General features: G+C 33.3%; 15 protein-coding genes and 3 tRNA genes. 11 read left to right on the top strand and 7 right to left on the bottom strand.

All coding sequences use genetic code 11. From position 1 onward, the window contains the following. The first annotated feature begins 56 nt into the window (after window positions 1-56). The 3 genes from BD847_RS08725 to BD847_RS08715 all read left to right on the top strand — a co-directional run bounded on the left by BD847_RS08725 (window position 57) and on the right by BD847_RS08715 (window position 3,544). The gene (locus BD847_RS08725) at window positions 57-1,268 is read left to right on the top strand and encodes a helix-turn-helix domain-containing protein (protein ID WP_115887899.1); all 1,212 of its coding nucleotides are present in this window, start codon (window positions 57-59) and stop codon (window positions 1,266-1,268) included. Between the two features lie 68 nt (window positions 1,269-1,336). Further along, a complete protein-coding gene (locus BD847_RS08720) occupies window positions 1,337-2,311 on the top strand; it encodes a SphA family protein (protein WP_115887898.1) in 975 nt (324 codons plus the stop codon). Window positions 2,312-2,344: 33 nt separating this feature from the next. Continuing rightward, the gene (locus BD847_RS08715; protein WP_244201574.1) at window positions 2,345-3,544 is read left to right on the top strand and encodes a BamA/TamA family outer membrane protein; all 1,200 of its coding nucleotides are present in this window, start codon (window positions 2,345-2,347) and stop codon (window positions 3,542-3,544) included. A 98-nt stretch (window positions 3,545-3,642) separates the two neighbouring features. Here BD847_RS08715 and BD847_RS08710 read toward each other — a convergent pair whose 3' ends face one another. Next, window positions 3,643-4,503 (bottom strand): CPBP family intramembrane glutamic endopeptidase, encoded by an 861-nt coding sequence (locus BD847_RS08710; protein WP_115887897.1) that lies wholly within the window; start codon window positions 4,501-4,503, stop codon window positions 3,643-3,645. A 76-nt stretch (window positions 4,504-4,579) separates the two neighbouring features. Next, entirely contained in the window at window positions 4,580-5,377 is a 798-nt protein-coding gene (locus BD847_RS08705) for a helix-turn-helix domain-containing protein (RefSeq protein ID WP_115887896.1), read from the bottom strand. Window positions 5,378-5,619: 242 nt separating this feature from the next. Between BD847_RS08705 and BD847_RS08700 the strand changes: the two genes are divergently transcribed. Further along, the gene (locus BD847_RS08700) at window positions 5,620-6,816 is read left to right on the top strand and encodes a C1 family peptidase (RefSeq protein ID WP_115887895.1); all 1,197 of its coding nucleotides are present in this window, start codon (window positions 5,620-5,622) and stop codon (window positions 6,814-6,816) included. 195 nt (window positions 6,817-7,011) lie between these two features. Next, the gene (locus BD847_RS08695; RefSeq protein WP_115887894.1) at window positions 7,012-7,701 is read left to right on the top strand and encodes a hypothetical protein; all 690 of its coding nucleotides are present in this window, start codon (window positions 7,012-7,014) and stop codon (window positions 7,699-7,701) included. 80 nt (window positions 7,702-7,781) lie between these two features. On the opposite strand, the gene BD847_RS08690 is transcribed toward BD847_RS08695, so the two are convergent. The 3 genes from BD847_RS08690 to rseP all read right to left on the bottom strand — a co-directional run bounded on the left by BD847_RS08690 (window position 7,782) and on the right by rseP (window position 9,394). Next, a tRNA-Asn gene (locus BD847_RS08690) sits at window positions 7,782-7,855 on the bottom strand. A 38-nt stretch (window positions 7,856-7,893) separates the two neighbouring features. After that, window positions 7,894-7,967: transfer RNA gene (locus BD847_RS08685), tRNA-Asn, on the bottom strand. A gap of 86 nt (window positions 7,968-8,053) precedes the next feature. Further along, window positions 8,054-9,394: an RIP metalloprotease RseP gene (gene rseP, locus BD847_RS08680; protein WP_115887893.1), complete on the bottom strand. Its 1,341-nt coding sequence runs from the start codon at window positions 9,392-9,394 to the stop codon at window positions 8,054-8,056. Between the two features lie 199 nt (window positions 9,395-9,593). Between rseP and BD847_RS08675 the strand changes: the two genes are divergently transcribed. Beyond that, entirely contained in the window at window positions 9,594-10,664 is a 1,071-nt protein-coding gene (locus BD847_RS08675) for an NADH:flavin oxidoreductase/NADH oxidase (RefSeq protein WP_115887892.1), read from the top strand. Window positions 10,665-10,868: 204 nt separating this feature from the next. Continuing rightward, complete coding sequence (locus BD847_RS08670; RefSeq protein ID WP_115888345.1) at window positions 10,869-11,909, top strand: Gfo/Idh/MocA family oxidoreductase; 1,041 nt, start codon at window positions 10,869-10,871, stop codon at window positions 11,907-11,909. A 376-nt stretch (window positions 11,910-12,285) separates the two neighbouring features. On the opposite strand, the gene BD847_RS08665 is transcribed toward BD847_RS08670, so the two are convergent. Together BD847_RS08665 and BD847_RS08660 are read right to left on the bottom strand one after the other, a co-directional pair. Next, window positions 12,286-12,897 (bottom strand): 50S ribosomal protein L25/general stress protein Ctc, encoded by a 612-nt coding sequence (locus BD847_RS08665; RefSeq protein ID WP_115887891.1) that lies wholly within the window; start codon window positions 12,895-12,897, stop codon window positions 12,286-12,288. Between the two features lie 119 nt (window positions 12,898-13,016). Beyond that, entirely contained in the window at window positions 13,017-13,958 is a 942-nt protein-coding gene (locus tag BD847_RS08660) for a ribose-phosphate pyrophosphokinase (protein ID WP_115887890.1), read from the bottom strand. 288 nt (window positions 13,959-14,246) lie between these two features. Here BD847_RS08660 and BD847_RS08655 point away from each other — a divergent pair. The 4 genes from BD847_RS08655 (at window position 14,247) to BD847_RS08640 (ending at window position 16,243) form a co-directional block, all read left to right on the top strand. Then, a tRNA-Leu gene (locus BD847_RS08655) sits at window positions 14,247-14,326 on the top strand. A 158-nt stretch (window positions 14,327-14,484) separates the two neighbouring features. Further along, the gene (locus tag BD847_RS08650; protein ID WP_147298504.1) at window positions 14,485-15,342 is read left to right on the top strand and encodes an ATP-binding protein; all 858 of its coding nucleotides are present in this window, start codon (window positions 14,485-14,487) and stop codon (window positions 15,340-15,342) included. A 6-nt stretch (window positions 15,343-15,348) separates the two neighbouring features. Continuing rightward, window positions 15,349-15,711: an STAS-like domain-containing protein gene (locus BD847_RS08645; protein WP_115887888.1), complete on the top strand. Its 363-nt coding sequence runs from the start codon at window positions 15,349-15,351 to the stop codon at window positions 15,709-15,711. Next, window positions 15,698-16,243: a type II toxin-antitoxin system VapC family toxin gene (locus BD847_RS08640; protein ID WP_115887887.1), complete on the top strand. Its 546-nt coding sequence runs from the start codon at window positions 15,698-15,700 to the stop codon at window positions 16,241-16,243. Before BD847_RS08645 ends, BD847_RS08640 begins: the two co-directional genes overlap by 14 nt. The last annotated feature ends 45 nt before the right edge of the window (window positions 16,244-16,288 follow it).

The following is a 16,288-nucleotide window of genomic DNA, read 5'->3' as shown; positions in this document are numbered from 1 at the left end:
TTCAAATCTCCTTTTTTAAAGAAAGAATAAAAACATTTAATTTTAAGCCTATACATATGCTGGATATAGTACTTTCTCTTTTCTTTTTTATCGCTACAATGGTTGGCTTTGCGACTTCATTTATGGTTTTGTTTTCACGCAAAAACTATTCGAAGAGTTTTTTCCTTGGGTTATTTCTGTTTAGTCTTGCAGTTGTGAGCATTTACAACTTCTACTTATCAGCAAATCTTTTCAAGACTTTTCCTGATTTGTTCATGATTACAAAATCCTTCATTTTTCTGGTAGCGCCAAGTGCGTTTTTGTATGTGAGAAGCGTTTTATTTGAAGGCCGCCTATTTTATAAGTACGATTGGCTTCATTTTTTACCATTCCTAATTTACTTCAGCTTGACTGTATTTGTATGGATCGGAAGTTTTACCGATTTAAATATAGTTCATTTTCTTTCTGCCAAAATAAACAGCCCTTTCTCAATGCTAAGTCTGACAATTTGGTTGATGTATGCCTTTTGTCAAACCATGATGATTTTAAACTATGATATAAAAAAATTCAAACAAAATCATTTTAACAGAATAAAAATCCTAAGTTGGATCCGACTTTATAATTTAATGATTCTGTTCTTGTTTTCTACTCTTTTTGTTCATTACTTTTTAATGAATAAAGTAGACAGTATCGATTTTTCCTGCTACATTTTAATTTCATCTGTATTGCTATTTACAGTAGGCTGGCTTTATTTTAAACCAAAGATTTTTTATGACAATTTTGAACCCGAAATAAGTGATACTTTTAATAGTTTCAACATTATTGAAGATCAGCTAGTTCCAATAAAAACAAATGAAAACAAAAGTACTTTACCATTACCTAAAGAATTAACAGACGAGAAAAGACAATTATATCTTGATAAACTTGAATATATTTTTGCATCTGAGGAACTTTTTCTTAAAAAAGACCTGGTGATAAGAGACATTGCAAATGCAACTGAAATTCCAGTTCATCATATTTCCAGCTTAATTAATTCTGAATTTAATCTGCATTTTCAGGACTACGTAAACCTGAAAAGAATAGAATATTTTAAAGAAAAAATAAACGATCCTGAATGGAAAGAGCTTTCTCTTGAAGGTATGGCTTGGGGATCTGGTTTCAAATCCAGAACTACATGTTTTAGAGCTTTTATAAAACATACAGGAAAATCGCCATCAGAATATTTTAAAGTCATCAGAGTCGATCCTGAAAAGGGTAACACCTATTTTTTGAAGCAATCTCCAAACTAAAGAAATTACCTGCTTGCCTTTTTCAACTGGATACTTTTATAATTCCATAAAAATTTAAAACAAAAGTGATGAGCATAAAATCGAATAAACAATTAAAAAACTCCTCACTCCTATTAACTTTTCTATTGATAAGTTTTTTGGGGCAAGCCCAGCTAAAAGGCGGCCATATTCTTGGAGCCATGGGATTGCAATCAGGAACGCAGACGCCTGCAAATACGCTTAGTGTTTATATTCCGGGCTACATTTATAGTGCTTCATCTTTAAAAGATGCCAATGGTGACAAGGCAATTACAAATCCTGATTTGACCATGTTTTTAACAGGTGCCGGAGCAAACTATGTAAGCGATTTCAAAATTTTAGGAGCAAATTACGGAGCCACTATTTTGCTTGCATTTGCGTCTAATACCATTCAGGGAAATAACACTAATATTGATAATTCTCTAACCTTTACCGATATGTACGTTCAGCCCATACAACTTGGCTGGCATAATAAAAGAGCCGACTTTGTCTTTAGTTATCAATTGTATTTACCAACCGGAAAATTTACAGCGGGAGCTTCTGACAATAGTGGTTTAGGAATGTTTATGAATGAATTCTCTGCAGGAACGACCTTATTTTTTAATGATAAAAAAACAATTCATTTTTCTGCTTTAGCTTCTTACGAAATAAACGGAAAAAAGAAAGATACCGATATTAAAACAGGTGATATTTTAAGTATTGAAGGAGGATTGGGAAAAACCTTTTATACAATGAATTCTGAAAAAACTGCACCAACCGGGTTATTCAACGCAGGACTGATTTACTATTTGCAATATAAAGTCACTAATGATAAAATTCCTGTTCCGATTTTAGGAACTGTCGAAGGCAAAAAAGACAGGGTTGGCGGTATCGGTGCTGAAATCAATTATTTCCATATTGGATGTAAAACTTCAGCCGGATTTCGATGGGTTGCCGAAGTTGATGCCATAAACAGATTTCAGGGAAATACATTTTTTATAACCCTTGCACATGTTTTCAGTTTTGCAAAAGAAGAGCATAAATAATGGATTACTATTTATTAGGAAAACACATTTATAATGAAAAAAAAGAACCTCTTTAATCGAAAAAGTATTTGGAAAACAAGGTTGATTATTGTTGTATTTCTCTTGTCTTATACAGGAATGACTTCACAAACATCAGAAACAACAACATCGAAACCTAAAAATATGCGCTTCAAAGATTCTCTTGATGGAGCAATCGATTTAAGTAATTTTCTCATTTATGCAAATGGTTTTCTTGTAGTACCGGCCATTATATCTGAACCGGCTTTAGGAGGCTTTGGTGGTGCTTTGGCTCCCATATTTCTTAAAAAACGCGCGCCAGTAATTGATGAAGATGGTAAAAAACGTTTTATAAACCCTGATATAACGGGAGGATTCGGAATGTACACGGTAAATGATAGCTGGATGGCAGGAGCTTTTCGTTCTGCAACTTTAGTAAAACCAAAAATACTCTATCGTGTTGGAGCGGCTTACGGAAATGTAAACCTCTCTTTTTATGCTAATAATCTTCCTACCGGAGGCGATCAGGAATTTAAACTAAACTTTAGAACTTCGGTATTTTACACACAATGGTTAAAACAATTTAAAAATGCAAAATGGAGCGCCGGACCGCAATATTTATTTTTAAATTCTAAAATAAACTTACCTGATTTAAATCTGCCTCCACCATTCGTTAAACCGGGCGACATTAACAGTACTGTTAGCCAGTTAGGAGGAGCGCTTCAATTTGACGGACGCGACAATATATTTACGCCCGATAAAGGAATACGTATTCAGTCCGATTTCTTTTGGTCAGATAAAGGAATAGGCAGCGATTATAATTCCTGGCGTATTAATTTGTCCGCAATAGGATATTACCCAATAACTGATAAATTAATTGGCGGACTAAGGATTGAAGGAGAACAGGCGTTGGGAAGTCCGCCTTTTTATCTTAAACCGGGAATTAATTTAAGAGGGATTCCAACAGCCAGATATATGGGAAACACCAGTATTGTAAATGAAGTCGAGTTTCGTTGGGATTTGTATCGAAGATGGAGTTTAATGGGATTTGGAGGTCTTGCTAGTGCTTTTGACGATTGGGATAAAGCTTTTGCAAAACCAGTAGTTTACAGTTACGGAACAGGTTTTAGATATTTAATAGCCCGAAAATTTAAATTGAGAATGGGTGTAGATGTCGCAAAAGGAAATGAAGATTGGGCTTACTACATTGTTTTTGGAAGTAATTGGATGAGATAAAATTTTTAGTAAAAAATAAAAAGTGATAAGTAAAAAGTAAAACTCCCGATATTAAATATCGGGAGTACTTTTTTATATACTTAGCAGTAAAAAGCTTTCTATTTTTTCCAGTATGGTTTAATGATATTATTATTTTTTCGGCTTAAAGCCAATAATAAAATAGCTCCAACCGCACAAAATAAAATAGCCTGAATAGAACCTTCGGGACCAAATTCTCCTCCTGTAATAAATTGTGGGCCTTGTATTTTGGCATTCAATAAACTATTTGTTTTTTCGTTTCCAGATGTTATCGCGCCATAAATTCCTGATTGTGTAAAATTCCAAGCAAAATGCAAAGCTATCGGAAACCATAAATTACGACTGTAAACAAAAGCTGCTCCAAGCATAAAACCAGCCATAGTTATGCATATTGATGAAATCAAAGTACCATTTGGGTTTGCCAAATGAAAAACACCAAACAATACCGAAGATATCGTAAGCGAAATATAGGTACCCAATTTTTCTTCGACTATTCTAAAGATAATTCCACGCACCAATATTTCTTCAATAATGGCAACAGTAAACATAATGGTAAAAGGAATCAGAATAAATGAAATTGGATTGATATTCAAAACACTGTAACTTCCGTTAAGATAGATTACCAAAATGGTGAGCGATTGTAAAGTAAAACCAATAAGAGTTCCAAGAATAAGATTTTTTGCAAGTCCTTTTGTTGAAAACTCTGTGATTGCTCTTTTGTCATACTTTTTAAAGAAAAGAATGTAGCTGAAGACGCACAGCGCAGAAACAAAAAGTCCTTTTAAAAGGTTTCTATATTCTTTTTCAAGCGAAGTTAAGGCTAGTAACTTTACAGCAATTTGTTGACTAATTATAACAACTGCCATAAAAGTAAGTAAAGCAAGAATGATTTTTGTTATTGGAGAATTAAACGTTTTTTGTTTCAAAGTAAGCGTTTCCATTTGGTTTTATTTAATGATTTATGATGAAACAAAAGTATGTGGCATCGAAACCAAAAAATAGAATGAAATTTGCCTGTTATAATTTTTGAAATTGTTTGGGTAAAAATCCGGTCTGGTTTTTAAAAGTTCTAATAAAATGACTTTGATCGGAGAATCCACATTCTAGAGCGATTTCAGTCAAATTGTTTTCCGTGGATTGTATCAGCGAAAGCGAACGATTAATTTTTATTCGACGCATATATTCGCCTAAAGTACATCCAAAATATTTAGGGAAATGTTTAGAAATCGTAATCGGATTTAAATGTAAAACCTTTGCCAAATCATTCAAATTTGGGTTTTCATTCCAACAATCATTCAGCAATTCATTTAAACTTTTCACCCAAAAAGGGCTTTTTTCAAATCGTTCCAAATGGTCAATAGTATTCGACAATTGCGAAAACAACATTCTGATATTGTCATTAGAAAAAACATCAGGGTTTTGAGATTCCTTAAAAATCTTAAGAATCAAAAATTTGGTGAGCGCACTGTTCTCAACCGATTTTTCGATTACAGATTCATTAATCTGAAGTTCTTTTAAAAGATCATCTTCAATTTCGATATTGATATTTCGGGAAGGAAAAAGTGTATTTTGATTCAGATGCATCTCATCACTATGATAAAACAATAAAGAACCCGGACCAACCGTTTCACTAAAGTTTTTCCTTTTCTCGGTTGTACCGCCTTTCAGGAAAAGTGTAATGTGCGCATTATTGTGCGAATGCCAGCCCTCGTAAACCTTACTCTGATACTCGGTTTCGACAATTGCAATTCCTTGATTGGTATTGAAACTGTTTTTCGTATTCCCTAAATATTTTTCTTTTTCGAGTTCGAACATTTTTCAAATAAGCAAAGTGGCATTTATAAATACCAAAATACTACTTTTTTAGGAATTAAACTGCAATATTTAAAGATTGACAGCAAATTACGATTTACACATTTTGTAAGGTTTTGATGCTTAAGAAAAACATTGTATAAAGATTAACGGAAAAATAATAGTTTTTTTACTTAATATTTAATTGTTTTGTAACAAAAATTAATTTAGGGCTACTAATTAGTCAACTATTTAAATCATTGATTATGTATAAAATTACGATGAAATCAGTTTTCGTAGCGTCGGCTTTTTTAGTTGGCGTAAGTAGCGGTTTCGCACAAGACATTTTGGTAAATTCACTAAAGTTAAACGCAAGTGATAAAAGTAAAGAAAACTTTAAATTCACTGAAGTAGTTAACTTAGGAACAACATCTGTAAAATCTCAGGGTTCATCAGGAACTTGTTGGAGTTATGCATCGAACTCATTTCTAGAATCAGAGATGATTCGTTTAGGAAAACAACCAGTAGAATTATCTCAGGTTTTTTCTGCAAGAAATGTGTATGTTGATAAAGGTGTAAATTATGTACGTATGCATGGCGCTATCACTTTAGGTGATGGAGGTTCTCTTCATGATGTAATTAATATGTACAAAAAATACGGAACCGTTCCTAGAGAAGTTTACACAGGATTAAACTACGGAACTGATAAAAATAAATTTGCTGAAATGTCTGCTCTTATTGAAGGTGTTCTTGCAGCAGTTGTTAAAAATCCAAATGGAGAATTAACACCAAACTGGCAAAAAGCATACGCAGCGGTTATTGATTCTTATTTAGGAAAAGTGCCGGATAATTTTACTTATAAAGGAAAAAACTATACTCCGCAGTCTTTTGCAAAAGAAGTTGTAGGGATCAATCCTGATGAATACATTGAAATGTCTTCATTCACTACTGCTCCTTACTACCAAAAAACAGTTTTGGCTGTGCCGGACAACTGGTCATTAGATCAAGTTTACAATATCAAAGTAAACGATATGACAGATGTAATCGACAATGCTTTGAAAAAAGGATACACTGTAGCATGGGCAACTGATGTTAGTGAGAAAAGCTTTAGCTGGAAAAATGGTGTAGCTTATGTTCCAACAAAAAAATTCGATGACATGACTGCTGAAGAAAAAGCAGATATGTTTAACGGACCAAAAGCTGAACCAGAAATTACTCCAGAAATGCGTCAGGCAGCGTTTGACAATTACACAACAACAGATGATCACGGAATGCACATTATTGGTCTTGCGAAAGATCAAACTGGAAAAGAATATTATATCGTAAAAAATTCTTGGGGAGAAACAAATGACTATAAAGGTTTCTTGTTTGTAACCAAAAATTTTGTAAAATATAAAACTACTGCCTTAATGGTAAATAAAGGTGGAATTCCAACGGAAATCGCTAAAAAATTGGGTGTTTAATTAATCCCCAACATTTAAAACAAAAAAGCGCCTCAATGAAAATTGTGGCGCTTTTTTTGTGTTTATTGTTAAAAAACTGCATTTAAACGTCTTTCCAAGCCGTTTACGGGCATAAAAAACAAAAAAGAGAACTATGGAGTATCTTTGGTATAAAATATAGAGTATTGAATATAAAACTATTTTAAACCAACAATCATGAAAGCTTATGCAGTCATTTTTCTCACAATTGTATTTGTTTTTCCCCTTAATTGTTTTTCCCAAAAAGCAACTAAAACCAATACAAATCCGGATAACGGAATAACAAAGTTGAATGCTGATGCCAAACCAGATGAAGAACTTGTTATTGCCGCTTACTATGTTGAAGAAACAATAAACATGACCTTTGGCAAAAGAATTACCAAATATGAAGTTTCAAAATTAGACATGGTAAACACTTACGATCTTGGCCCCAACAATACAAGAATAGTAACTCCAATTTACAGAAAACCAAAAGTAAAAGCCGCTGAAGTGCCATTAATGGCAAAAATCGTTACAGATATACCCGCAGAAACCGTTAAACCTGTAAAAGTCGAAGTTACTCATAAAGCAGAACCTGCAAAATACATTGATATTGATATTTCGCGTACGTATGAAAAGGTTTTAGACAAAGGATACAAATCTGTAGACATGTTGAGAAAAGTCGCTGACAAGTCTTATTTTGATGGCGACATGGAAGAAGCTGCAAAATACTATGCAGAACTCCTTGGTATGTCTGCTAATCTCGATTCGATTTATTATTATCGTTATGCCGAATCACTAAAAGCCATAAACCAAACTGAAAAAGCCAATGAAATGATGCTTTTGTTTGAAAGTAAAAATCCAACAAATAGAGTCGCTAAGAAATAAAAGATAGTGTATGAAGGAATGAACTTTACATTTTTAAATAAATAAAAAAAGACGATCATTTTGATCGTCTTTTTTTTAAGCTCCCCCTCTTGGGCTCGAACCAAGGACCCTCTGATTAACAGTCAGATGCTCTAACCAACTGAGCTAAGGAGGAATCACCTTAAAGGTAAATATGTTTGCTAAAAAAAGTTGCTCCCCCTCTTGGGCTCGAACCAAGGACCCTCTGATTAACAGTCAGATGCTCTAACCAACTGAGCTAAGGAGGAAAGTGTTGCTCTTTTTAGCGAGTGCAAATATAATCGAATTTTTAGTTTCTCAAAAATATTTTAACTCTTTTTATTCATTTTTTTTTCTACTTCATAATTGCCTTATAAATATCGTTTCCATTTGCGAACAAAAGCAACGCTATAAGTAGTACGAAGCCAACCATTTGGGCGTTTTCAAGGAATTTATCACTTGGTTTTTTACCACTAATAATTTCATATAATAAAAACATCACATGACCTCCATCTAAAGCCGGAATTGGTAATAAATTCATTACTCCAAGCATAATTGACAATAAAGCAGTGATTGACCAAAACACTTCCCAACTCCATGAATTAGGAAAAATATTATAAATCGCAGCAAAACCACCAACTTGTTTGTACGCTTTTGTCTCTGGATTAAAAATCATTTTTAATTGTTTTCCGTAATCCACTAACTTGTTTTTTCCTTTTTCAAGTCCAACCGGAATCGATTCAGCAAAACTATATTCTTTGGTGCTTATTTTATAATAACCCAATTTTTCTAAAGATTTAATATCTAAACCTCCTGAAACAACACCCAAAGTTCCTTTATCCGAAACCTTAACCGTAATTGGGGTTTGCTTTAAATCACGCAAAACAACTGCAGGAATTGTTTTTCCTTTGTTCGCCTCTAAAATCACCTTAACCTGATCAAAATATTTAGCTTCTTGCCCATTTAATGTAATAAGCAAATCTTTTGGCTTAAGCGAAGTATTTTGCGAATCTTCCTGAATACCTCCAATAACAAAAGGCATTCTTGGACTAATCAATAAACCTTTTTCGTGTTTAGAAAGATTGTCAATAAAATCCGTAGGAACTTTAATAGTTTGCTTCTGACCGTTTCTTTCGATCACAATTTCTTTGGCCATGACAACCTTCAAATTGGTATCATCATCAAAATTCTCAATTTTATGACCATCTATAGAGATTATTTTATCTCCAGTTTTTATTCCTATTTTTTCAATCGCAGGATTAGTTATCCAAACACCATCTTTCAAGTCGGCATTCGCTACATAAGTATCGCCATAAGCAAAAGCCATTCCGATATAGATAATAAAAGCCAGGATAAAGTTTACAGTTACACCACCAAGCATAATAATTAAACGCTGCCAAGCCGGTTTAGAACGAAATTCCCAAGGCTGCGGAGGCAAAGCCATTTGCTCTTTGTCCATGCTTTCGTCGATCATTCCGGAAATTTTCACATAACCTCCAAGCGGAAGCCATCCAATTCCGTATTCTGTTTCGCCAATTTTCTTTTTTAATAGAGAATATTTAACATCAAAAAACAAATAAAATTTTTCGACTCTGGTTTTAAACAATTTTGCTGGGATAAAATGCCCTAATTCGTGAAGAATAATAAGTAAAGATAAACTCAATAGAAATTGAGAGAGTTTGATAACTATATCCATTTTTTATTTTTAGTTCGTATTTAACGCACAAAAGTAACGTTTTCTATTTTAATTTAAGACCGCAATATAATACTTAAGGTTTTAAATGTTTGTTAATTAATAAACATTTCGATTTCTCCTTTTACAAGGATGCCGTAACTTTACTTTTTAAAAGATTACTATCTCTATTAGTAACCTAAAACCATTAAAAGTTACACATATGGGTTCACAATTATTTTCTCCTCTAACAATCAAAAACATTACTTTTAAAAATAGAATTGTCATTTCGCCAATGTGTCAATACTCTGCCGAAGATGGATTTGCAAACGACTGGCATCTGGTTCATTTAGGAAGCCGCGCAAGCGGAGGCGCAGGATTAATAATCCAGGAAGCGACAGCAGTTTCACCTGAAGCCAGAATTTCTCCCGCTGATCTTGGAATCTGGAAAGACGAACACATTGAAAAACTAAAACAAATTAATAGGTTTATAGTTTCTCAAAATTCAATTCCCGGAATTCAATTGGCACATGCCGGACGAAAAGCGAGTGTTTCAGCCCCTTGGCTTGGCAATAAAAAATTAGATTTCACTCAAGGCGGATGGCAGACGGTTTCAGCAAGTGCGATTCCGTATCACGATGACGAACCGTTTCTTCCTGAAGCTTTAGATAAAATTGGGATCCAGAAAGTGATTTCCGATTTTAAAGCAGCAACCAAAAGAGTGGTTGAAGCAGGATATCAGGTTTTGGAAATTCATGGGGCGCACGGTTATTTACTACACCAATTTTTATCGCCTCTAACTAATAATAGAACCGATGAATATGGAGGAAGTTTTGAAAATAGAATCCGAATTACATTAGAAATCGTTGAAGCAGTTCAAACCGAATGGCCAAAAAACCTTCCATTAATAGTTCGGATTTCGGCTACAGACTGGGCAGAAAACGGATGGAATCCTGAGGAGTCTGTTCAACTTTCAAAAATATTAAAAGAAAAAGGAGTAGATTTAATTGATGTTTCGTCTGGCGGATTGGTTTCTCATCAAAAAATAAATATCGGCCCGGGTTATCAGGTTCCTTTTGCAGAAAAAATCAAAAAAGAAGCTAATATTTTAACCGGAGCGGTTGGTTTAATTACAGAAGCCAAACAAGCAGAAGAAATTTTGAATAACGGTCAAGCCGATTTAATTTTATTTGCCCGAGAATCATTAAGGAATCCGAACTTACCTTTAGATTTCGCAACAGCATTAAACGACGATATTCATTGGCCAAAACAATACGAAAGAGCTAAGATTTAAATTTTATTTAGCCACAGATTACATAGATGAAAAAGATTTTTTTAGTTTTTTGTCACGAATTTATACAAATCGTCACATTCAAAAACTTAAAATAATTCGTGTAAATTCGTAAAATTGCTTCGCCTATTCGCTATCGCTCGGGTCGTAGCAAAAAGAAATCCTTTTTAATCACATAAATGTGTGGCAAAAAAAACTAAAAACAAAATGCAAAAAATAAAAACAGCACTATTATCATACGGAATGTCGGGGAAAGTTTTTCATGCGCCATTTTTAGATATTCATCCCGGTTTTGAATTATTGGGGTCTTGGGAAAGAAGCAAAAAACTAATTCAGAAAGATTATCCGGAGGTAAAAAGCTACGCTTCAATTGAAGATTTATTAGCTGATAATGTCGACTTGGTAATTGTAAACACTCCAGTGGGAACGCATTATGAATATGCCAAAAAAGTACTTTTAGCAGGAAAACATGCCGTTGTAGAAAAAGCTTTTACAACAACAGTTGCCGAAGCTGAAGAACTAACCCAAATTGCAAAAGACAAAGGATTAAAGCTAGCCGTTTTTCAGAACAGAAGATGGGACAGCGATTTCAAAACGATTCAAAAAGTAATCAATGATCGTGTTTTAGGAGAGCTTGTAGAAGCCGAATTCCACTTTGACCGCTACAACCCACTTTTAAGCGCAAAAACACATAAAGAAACAGCAAATGACGGGGCAGGAATTCTGAAAGATTTGGGTCCGCATTTAATTGATCAGGCTGTTTGTTTGTTTGGTTCTCCAAAATCGGTTTTTGCCGACATTCGCTATACGAGAGAAAACTCTTTAGTCGATGACTGGATTGACTTATTATTGATTTACGAAGTTTTCAGAGTTCGTCTAAAAGCCGGTTTCTTTGTAAGAGAAGCCAATCCGGCGTATACAATTCACGGAAAAAAAGGTTCTTTCTTAAAACCAAGAGGCGATATTCAGGAAGACGAATTGAAAATAGGTAAAAAGCCAAATTTAGAGTCATGGGGAATCGAACCCGAAGAACTTCAAGGTCTTTTGCACACTGAAGTGAACGGAGAAATAATCCGTAAAAAAATTCCAACATTGCAAGGGAATTATTTCTCGTTTTTTGATGGAGTTTATAATTCAATCACAAACAACACCACAGAACCTGTTACCGGAGAAGACGGCACAAAAGTAATGCAGATTATCGAAGCCGCAATTGCAAGCAATGCTGAACGACGTGTTATCAATTTATAACCCCATGTTCTAGAGTTCTTTTAAAAATAAAATTTCTCGCTAGCCCTGACAGCAGCGGTATCCTTTTTCTGGTTTCTTTAACCAGGAAAAGATTTAGCGGATGGCAGGAATGTTATTTCTTGAATAAAACGGAGTGTTTCTGCTTCTAAAAAAACAATTAGATAATTAGAAAATGTGTCAATTAGACAATTGTTTTTAAAGGGCTTCGACTCCGCTCAGCCTGACATGTCTACTATTTGTCAGGCTGAGCGGAGTCGAAGCCCTTTTATTATAAAAACCTTAGCATCTCCGCACCTTAGTCCCGAGGCTTCGGGATAGTAGCTAAAAAAAAGCCCCAATCGTAAGATTGAGGCTTTTTGTATTGAATTGAAAAAAATTATTTTTTCTTTCCTTTTGCAGGAGCTTTTGCAGCTTTTGCAGCTTCTTGAGCAGCTTTCATAGCAGCACGAGAAATTCTCACCTGAGCAACAACTGTGTTGTCTGGGTGCATGATTTTGTACTCTGGTTTTCCAACTTTAGTAACGTATAATTTGTTACCCATTTCAAGTGGAGTGATGTCAGCCTCAACAAAATCAGGAAGATTTGTAGGTAAAGCTTTAACTTTTAATTTACGTTGGTTTAAACGTAAAACACCTCCAGCAAGAACACCTTTAGATGTACCAACGATTTTCACAGGAACTTCCATTGTGATTTCTTTATCATCAAATAATTGGAAGAAGTCAATGTGTAAAATTTTGTCAGATACTGGGTGAACTTGGATATCTTGCAAAATTGCATTGAATGATTTTCCTTTTCCAAGTTCGATCACAACTGTGTGAGCGTTTGGAGTGTAAACCAAGTTTTTGAATGCTGTAACATCCGCTGAGAAATGTACTGCCTGATTTCCTCCGTATAAAACGCAAGGAACCTGTCCAGCATTACGTAAGGCTTTAGTTGACACTTTGCCCACGCTTTCTCTTTCTGATCCTTTAATTGTAATCGATTTCATTGTAAAAAAATATAATTATTAATAAATATTCTAATTTGTATAAGCTTTAAGCCATAGGCTTTAGGCTTTTTTCTGTAATTTCTAATAGCTTATGGCTTATCGCCTAAAGCTTATAGCTTTTACATAATGAATTTTCCACTAATGGAATTGTTGTGGTGCACCATGTGCATAACTTCTGCAAAAAGAGGTGCACAACTCACTACTCTAATTTTATCTGACTGTTTCTTTAACGGAATTGAATCTGTAACGATTAATTCAGTTAATTTCGAGTTTTCAATTTTCTCATACGCGCTACCAGATAATATTGCATGTGTACAGATTGCTCTTACACTTAACGCTCCTTTTTCGATCATTAGGTCTGCCGCTTTCGCTAAAGTTCCTCCTGTATCGATCATGTCGTCTACTAATATTACGTTACGTCCTTTTACTTCACCAATCAGCTCCATAGTATCGATAACGTTGGCTGCTTTTCTTTGTTTATAACAGATTACAACATCTGATTCTAAAAACTTAGAGTAAGCATATGCTCTTTTTGAACCTCCCATATCCGGAGATGCAATGGTTAAATTCTCCAAACCTAAACTTTCTACGTATGGTAAAAAGATTGTAGATGCAAATAAATGATCTACCGGTTTTTCGAAAAACCCCTGGATTTGATCTGCGTGTAAATCCATTGTCATAACTCTTGTCGCTCCGGCAGCATCTAATAAATTAGCTACTAATTTTGCTCCAATCGGTACTCTTGGTTTGTCTTTTCTATCCTGTCTTGCCCAACCAAAATAAGGCATAACAGCTGTAATATGTCTTGCTGATGCACGTTTTGCCGCATCAATCATTAATAACAATTCCATCAAATTATCAGCAGTTGGAAAAGTCGAGCACACGATAAAAACACGTAATCCTCTTATTGACTCTTCGTAAGACGGCTGAAATTCTCCGTCACTATACGTTGACATTGTTACTTTTCCTAACGGTATCCCGTATTGTTCTGCAATTTTTTCTGCAAGATAAACACTTTGTGAACAAGCAAAAATTTTAGCTTCTGGTTCTAGGTGCGACATTATAATTTGTTGTTTTTGCTCCGCTGCTTTTTCTAAAATTCGGCTTTATTATTTAAATAAAACAAAATACATATAAATGCCTCGGGTGTAGTTAGTTGTGTGTGCTCCGTTTTAACGAGGTGCAAATTTATAAAATTTATTGGACACTGAAAGTAAATATTTAAGTATTTTTATTAGAATTTATAATTTTATTTTTTACATTTGCACCGTGTTAAAGGAATGACGCCATTTATGACATCATTCTATTGCGTTAAAATGATCACTTTTGATTGTTTTTTCGTCTGCTAAGCCCGGATGGCGGAATTGGTAGACGCGCTGGTCTCAAACACCTGTGGGAAACCGTGCCGGTTCGACTCCGGCTCCGGGTACTTTAAAAAACTGTAATTATATTGTTTTTCAATATGTTACAGTTTTTTTATTTTATAGCTGCCCAACCTCCACCCAACCATTTTAAATTTGTTTAAAATTATTTTTTATTAATGAAGGTAGTACTATTTACGATTAGTTTAATTTTATAAAAAAAATAGTGGAAATTAATTTACCCAGAACAATATTAAGTGACGAAATTGGTTATAGTTCCTTGATTACAATTTTTAATTTATGCGAAAGAAAAAATAATTCAAATATTTTCTTTAATTTCAACGACTTAAGATTCATTGAGGCTAATTTATGCTCTATATTTGGATGTATATTAGAAATACTAAACAAGAACAAGTGCACTTATCATTTTATTGGAATGCATGATAATATCGCAGTTATTTTAAATAAAAATAATTTTCTAACTCATTATCTTAATGCAGAAAAAATTGAAGATGATTTTAATACAACAATAAAATACGAAAGTTTTCATAATACACGACAAGATGATTTTTATGAAACATACATTTATGAAGAACTGATTAATAAAAAGGATTTTCCTAAAATGTCTGAAAATTTAACTATTAAGATTTTGGAGAATATTTTTGAGATTTTTGTTAATGCTAAGACTCACGGAAAATGTGAATATATACATGCATGTGGACAATTGTTTCCTAATCAAAAGAATAAACCTTTAAACTTTACGATCGTAGATTTAGGGATTAACATAAAAGAAAATGTTAATGTGTCAAAAAATATAAGCTTAACAGCTTGTGAGGCTATTGAATGGGCAATGATTGAAGGGAATACAACAAAAGTTAATGAGCCAGGTGGATTGGGACTTTCTGTAATTTTCCAATTCATTGCATTAAACAAAGGCAAATTTGAAGTTATTTCTTCAAATGGTTATTATAATTTTTCCAATGGTAAAATAAAAACTCGTACCTTAGAGTGTGAGTTTCCGGGAACAATTATTAATTTTACATTCAATTTAGATGATGAAAATTCATATACACTAAAAGAATAATTAATTATGAGCACTATGATAAGAGTTAGGGATTTCCTCAGTAACCCAATGGCTGTATCTACAGATAAAGCAGAATTGGTATTTATAGAAAGCAGAAATGCAATAGAAAAAGGGGAAAAAGTCGAATTCAATTTTGAAGACATTAAATTAGTTATCACTGCATTTTTAAATATTGCAATTGGAAAACTCTATGGATTAAATATTGACTATAAATATATTGATGAACGTTTGGATTATAGTAATTCCACTCCTGCTATCAAAAATATGATTGAGAAAGTTATTTTAAATTCAAAGAAATTTTACTCTGATCGTAGTCAGGGAGAAAAAAACAATAATTATATAAATAAATCTATTGATGGCGATATATGATTTATTGAGATATAGATTAAGTTCTGATTTAGATTTAAGTTACATTTTAGATACAAATATTTGGTTATATTTATATTCAAATCTTCACGAAGATAAAGAAAGAGAAATTTCTGCATATTCGAATTTGCTAAATGAAATAATTGAAAAAGAACAGCAAATATTCCTCCCTAGTTTTATACTGTCAGAATTTACAAATGTTTTATTAAGAGCTGATTATAATTCAATTAGAGATACTGTGGATTACGAATATAAATTTAAAAAACATTATGTCGGTAGTGAGGATTACTTATCTAAAACAAACGAAATAAAGGATTTCATAGATCAAATATTAAGCATAGATAATATCATAAAGATCGATGATGAATTCTCTAGTATTGATATAGATAATATAAAAAATGATTTTATAAATATCGACTGGAATGATGCCTATTTGGTAGAATTAGCAAAAATTAAAAATTCTATTATTGTTACTAATGACAGAGACTTTGATAAAGTTCATACAGGTGATTTTGATATAGTCAGATTGTTTTAAGCATTTAAACCAATAATGATTTAACATCTTAATTCTATTTCAAAA

Origin of the sequence: Flavobacterium cutihirudinis, assembly GCF_003385895.1 — a bacterium.
GTDB classification, from domain to species: Bacteria; Bacteroidota; Bacteroidia; order Flavobacteriales; family Flavobacteriaceae; genus Flavobacterium; species Flavobacterium cutihirudinis.
This window is presented reverse-complemented; position numbering and strand designations above follow the sequence as displayed.

Excerpts from the sequence above, each read along its gene's own strand:
- BD847_RS08665 (WP_115887891.1), bottom strand. The coding sequence starts at position 12,897 with ATGAAATCGATTACAATTAAAGGATCAGAAAGAGAAAGCGTGGGCAAA.
- BD847_RS08645 (WP_115887888.1), top strand. The coding sequence starts at position 15,349 with ATGAGCACTATGATAAGAGTTAGGGATTTCCTCAGTAACCCAATGGCT.
- BD847_RS08660 (WP_115887890.1), bottom strand. The coding sequence starts at position 13,958 with ATGTCGCACCTAGAACCAGAAGCTAAAATTTTTGCTTGTTCACAAAGT.
- BD847_RS08700 (WP_115887895.1), top strand. The coding sequence starts at position 5,620 with ATGTATAAAATTACGATGAAATCAGTTTTCGTAGCGTCGGCTTTTTTA.
- BD847_RS08695 (WP_115887894.1), top strand. The coding sequence starts at position 7,012 with ATGAAAGCTTATGCAGTCATTTTTCTCACAATTGTATTTGTTTTTCCC.
- BD847_RS08715 (WP_244201574.1), top strand. The coding sequence starts at position 2,345 with ATGAAAAAAAAGAACCTCTTTAATCGAAAAAGTATTTGGAAAACAAGG.
- BD847_RS08720 (WP_115887898.1), top strand. The coding sequence starts at position 1,337 with ATGAGCATAAAATCGAATAAACAATTAAAAAACTCCTCACTCCTATTA.
- BD847_RS08640 (WP_115887887.1), top strand. The coding sequence starts at position 15,698 with ATGGCGATATATGATTTATTGAGATATAGATTAAGTTCTGATTTAGAT.
- BD847_RS08725 (WP_115887899.1), top strand. The coding sequence starts at position 57 with ATGCTGGATATAGTACTTTCTCTTTTCTTTTTTATCGCTACAATGGTT.
- BD847_RS08705 (WP_115887896.1), bottom strand. The coding sequence starts at position 5,377 with ATGTTCGAACTCGAAAAAGAAAAATATTTAGGGAATACGAAAAACAGT.
- BD847_RS08710 (WP_115887897.1), bottom strand. The coding sequence starts at position 4,503 with ATGGAAACGCTTACTTTGAAACAAAAAACGTTTAATTCTCCAATAACA.
- BD847_RS08670 (WP_115888345.1), top strand. The coding sequence starts at position 10,869 with ATGCAAAAAATAAAAACAGCACTATTATCATACGGAATGTCGGGGAAA.
- BD847_RS08675 (WP_115887892.1), top strand. The coding sequence starts at position 9,594 with ATGGGTTCACAATTATTTTCTCCTCTAACAATCAAAAACATTACTTTT.
- rseP (WP_115887893.1), bottom strand. The coding sequence starts at position 9,394 with ATGGATATAGTTATCAAACTCTCTCAATTTCTATTGAGTTTATCTTTA.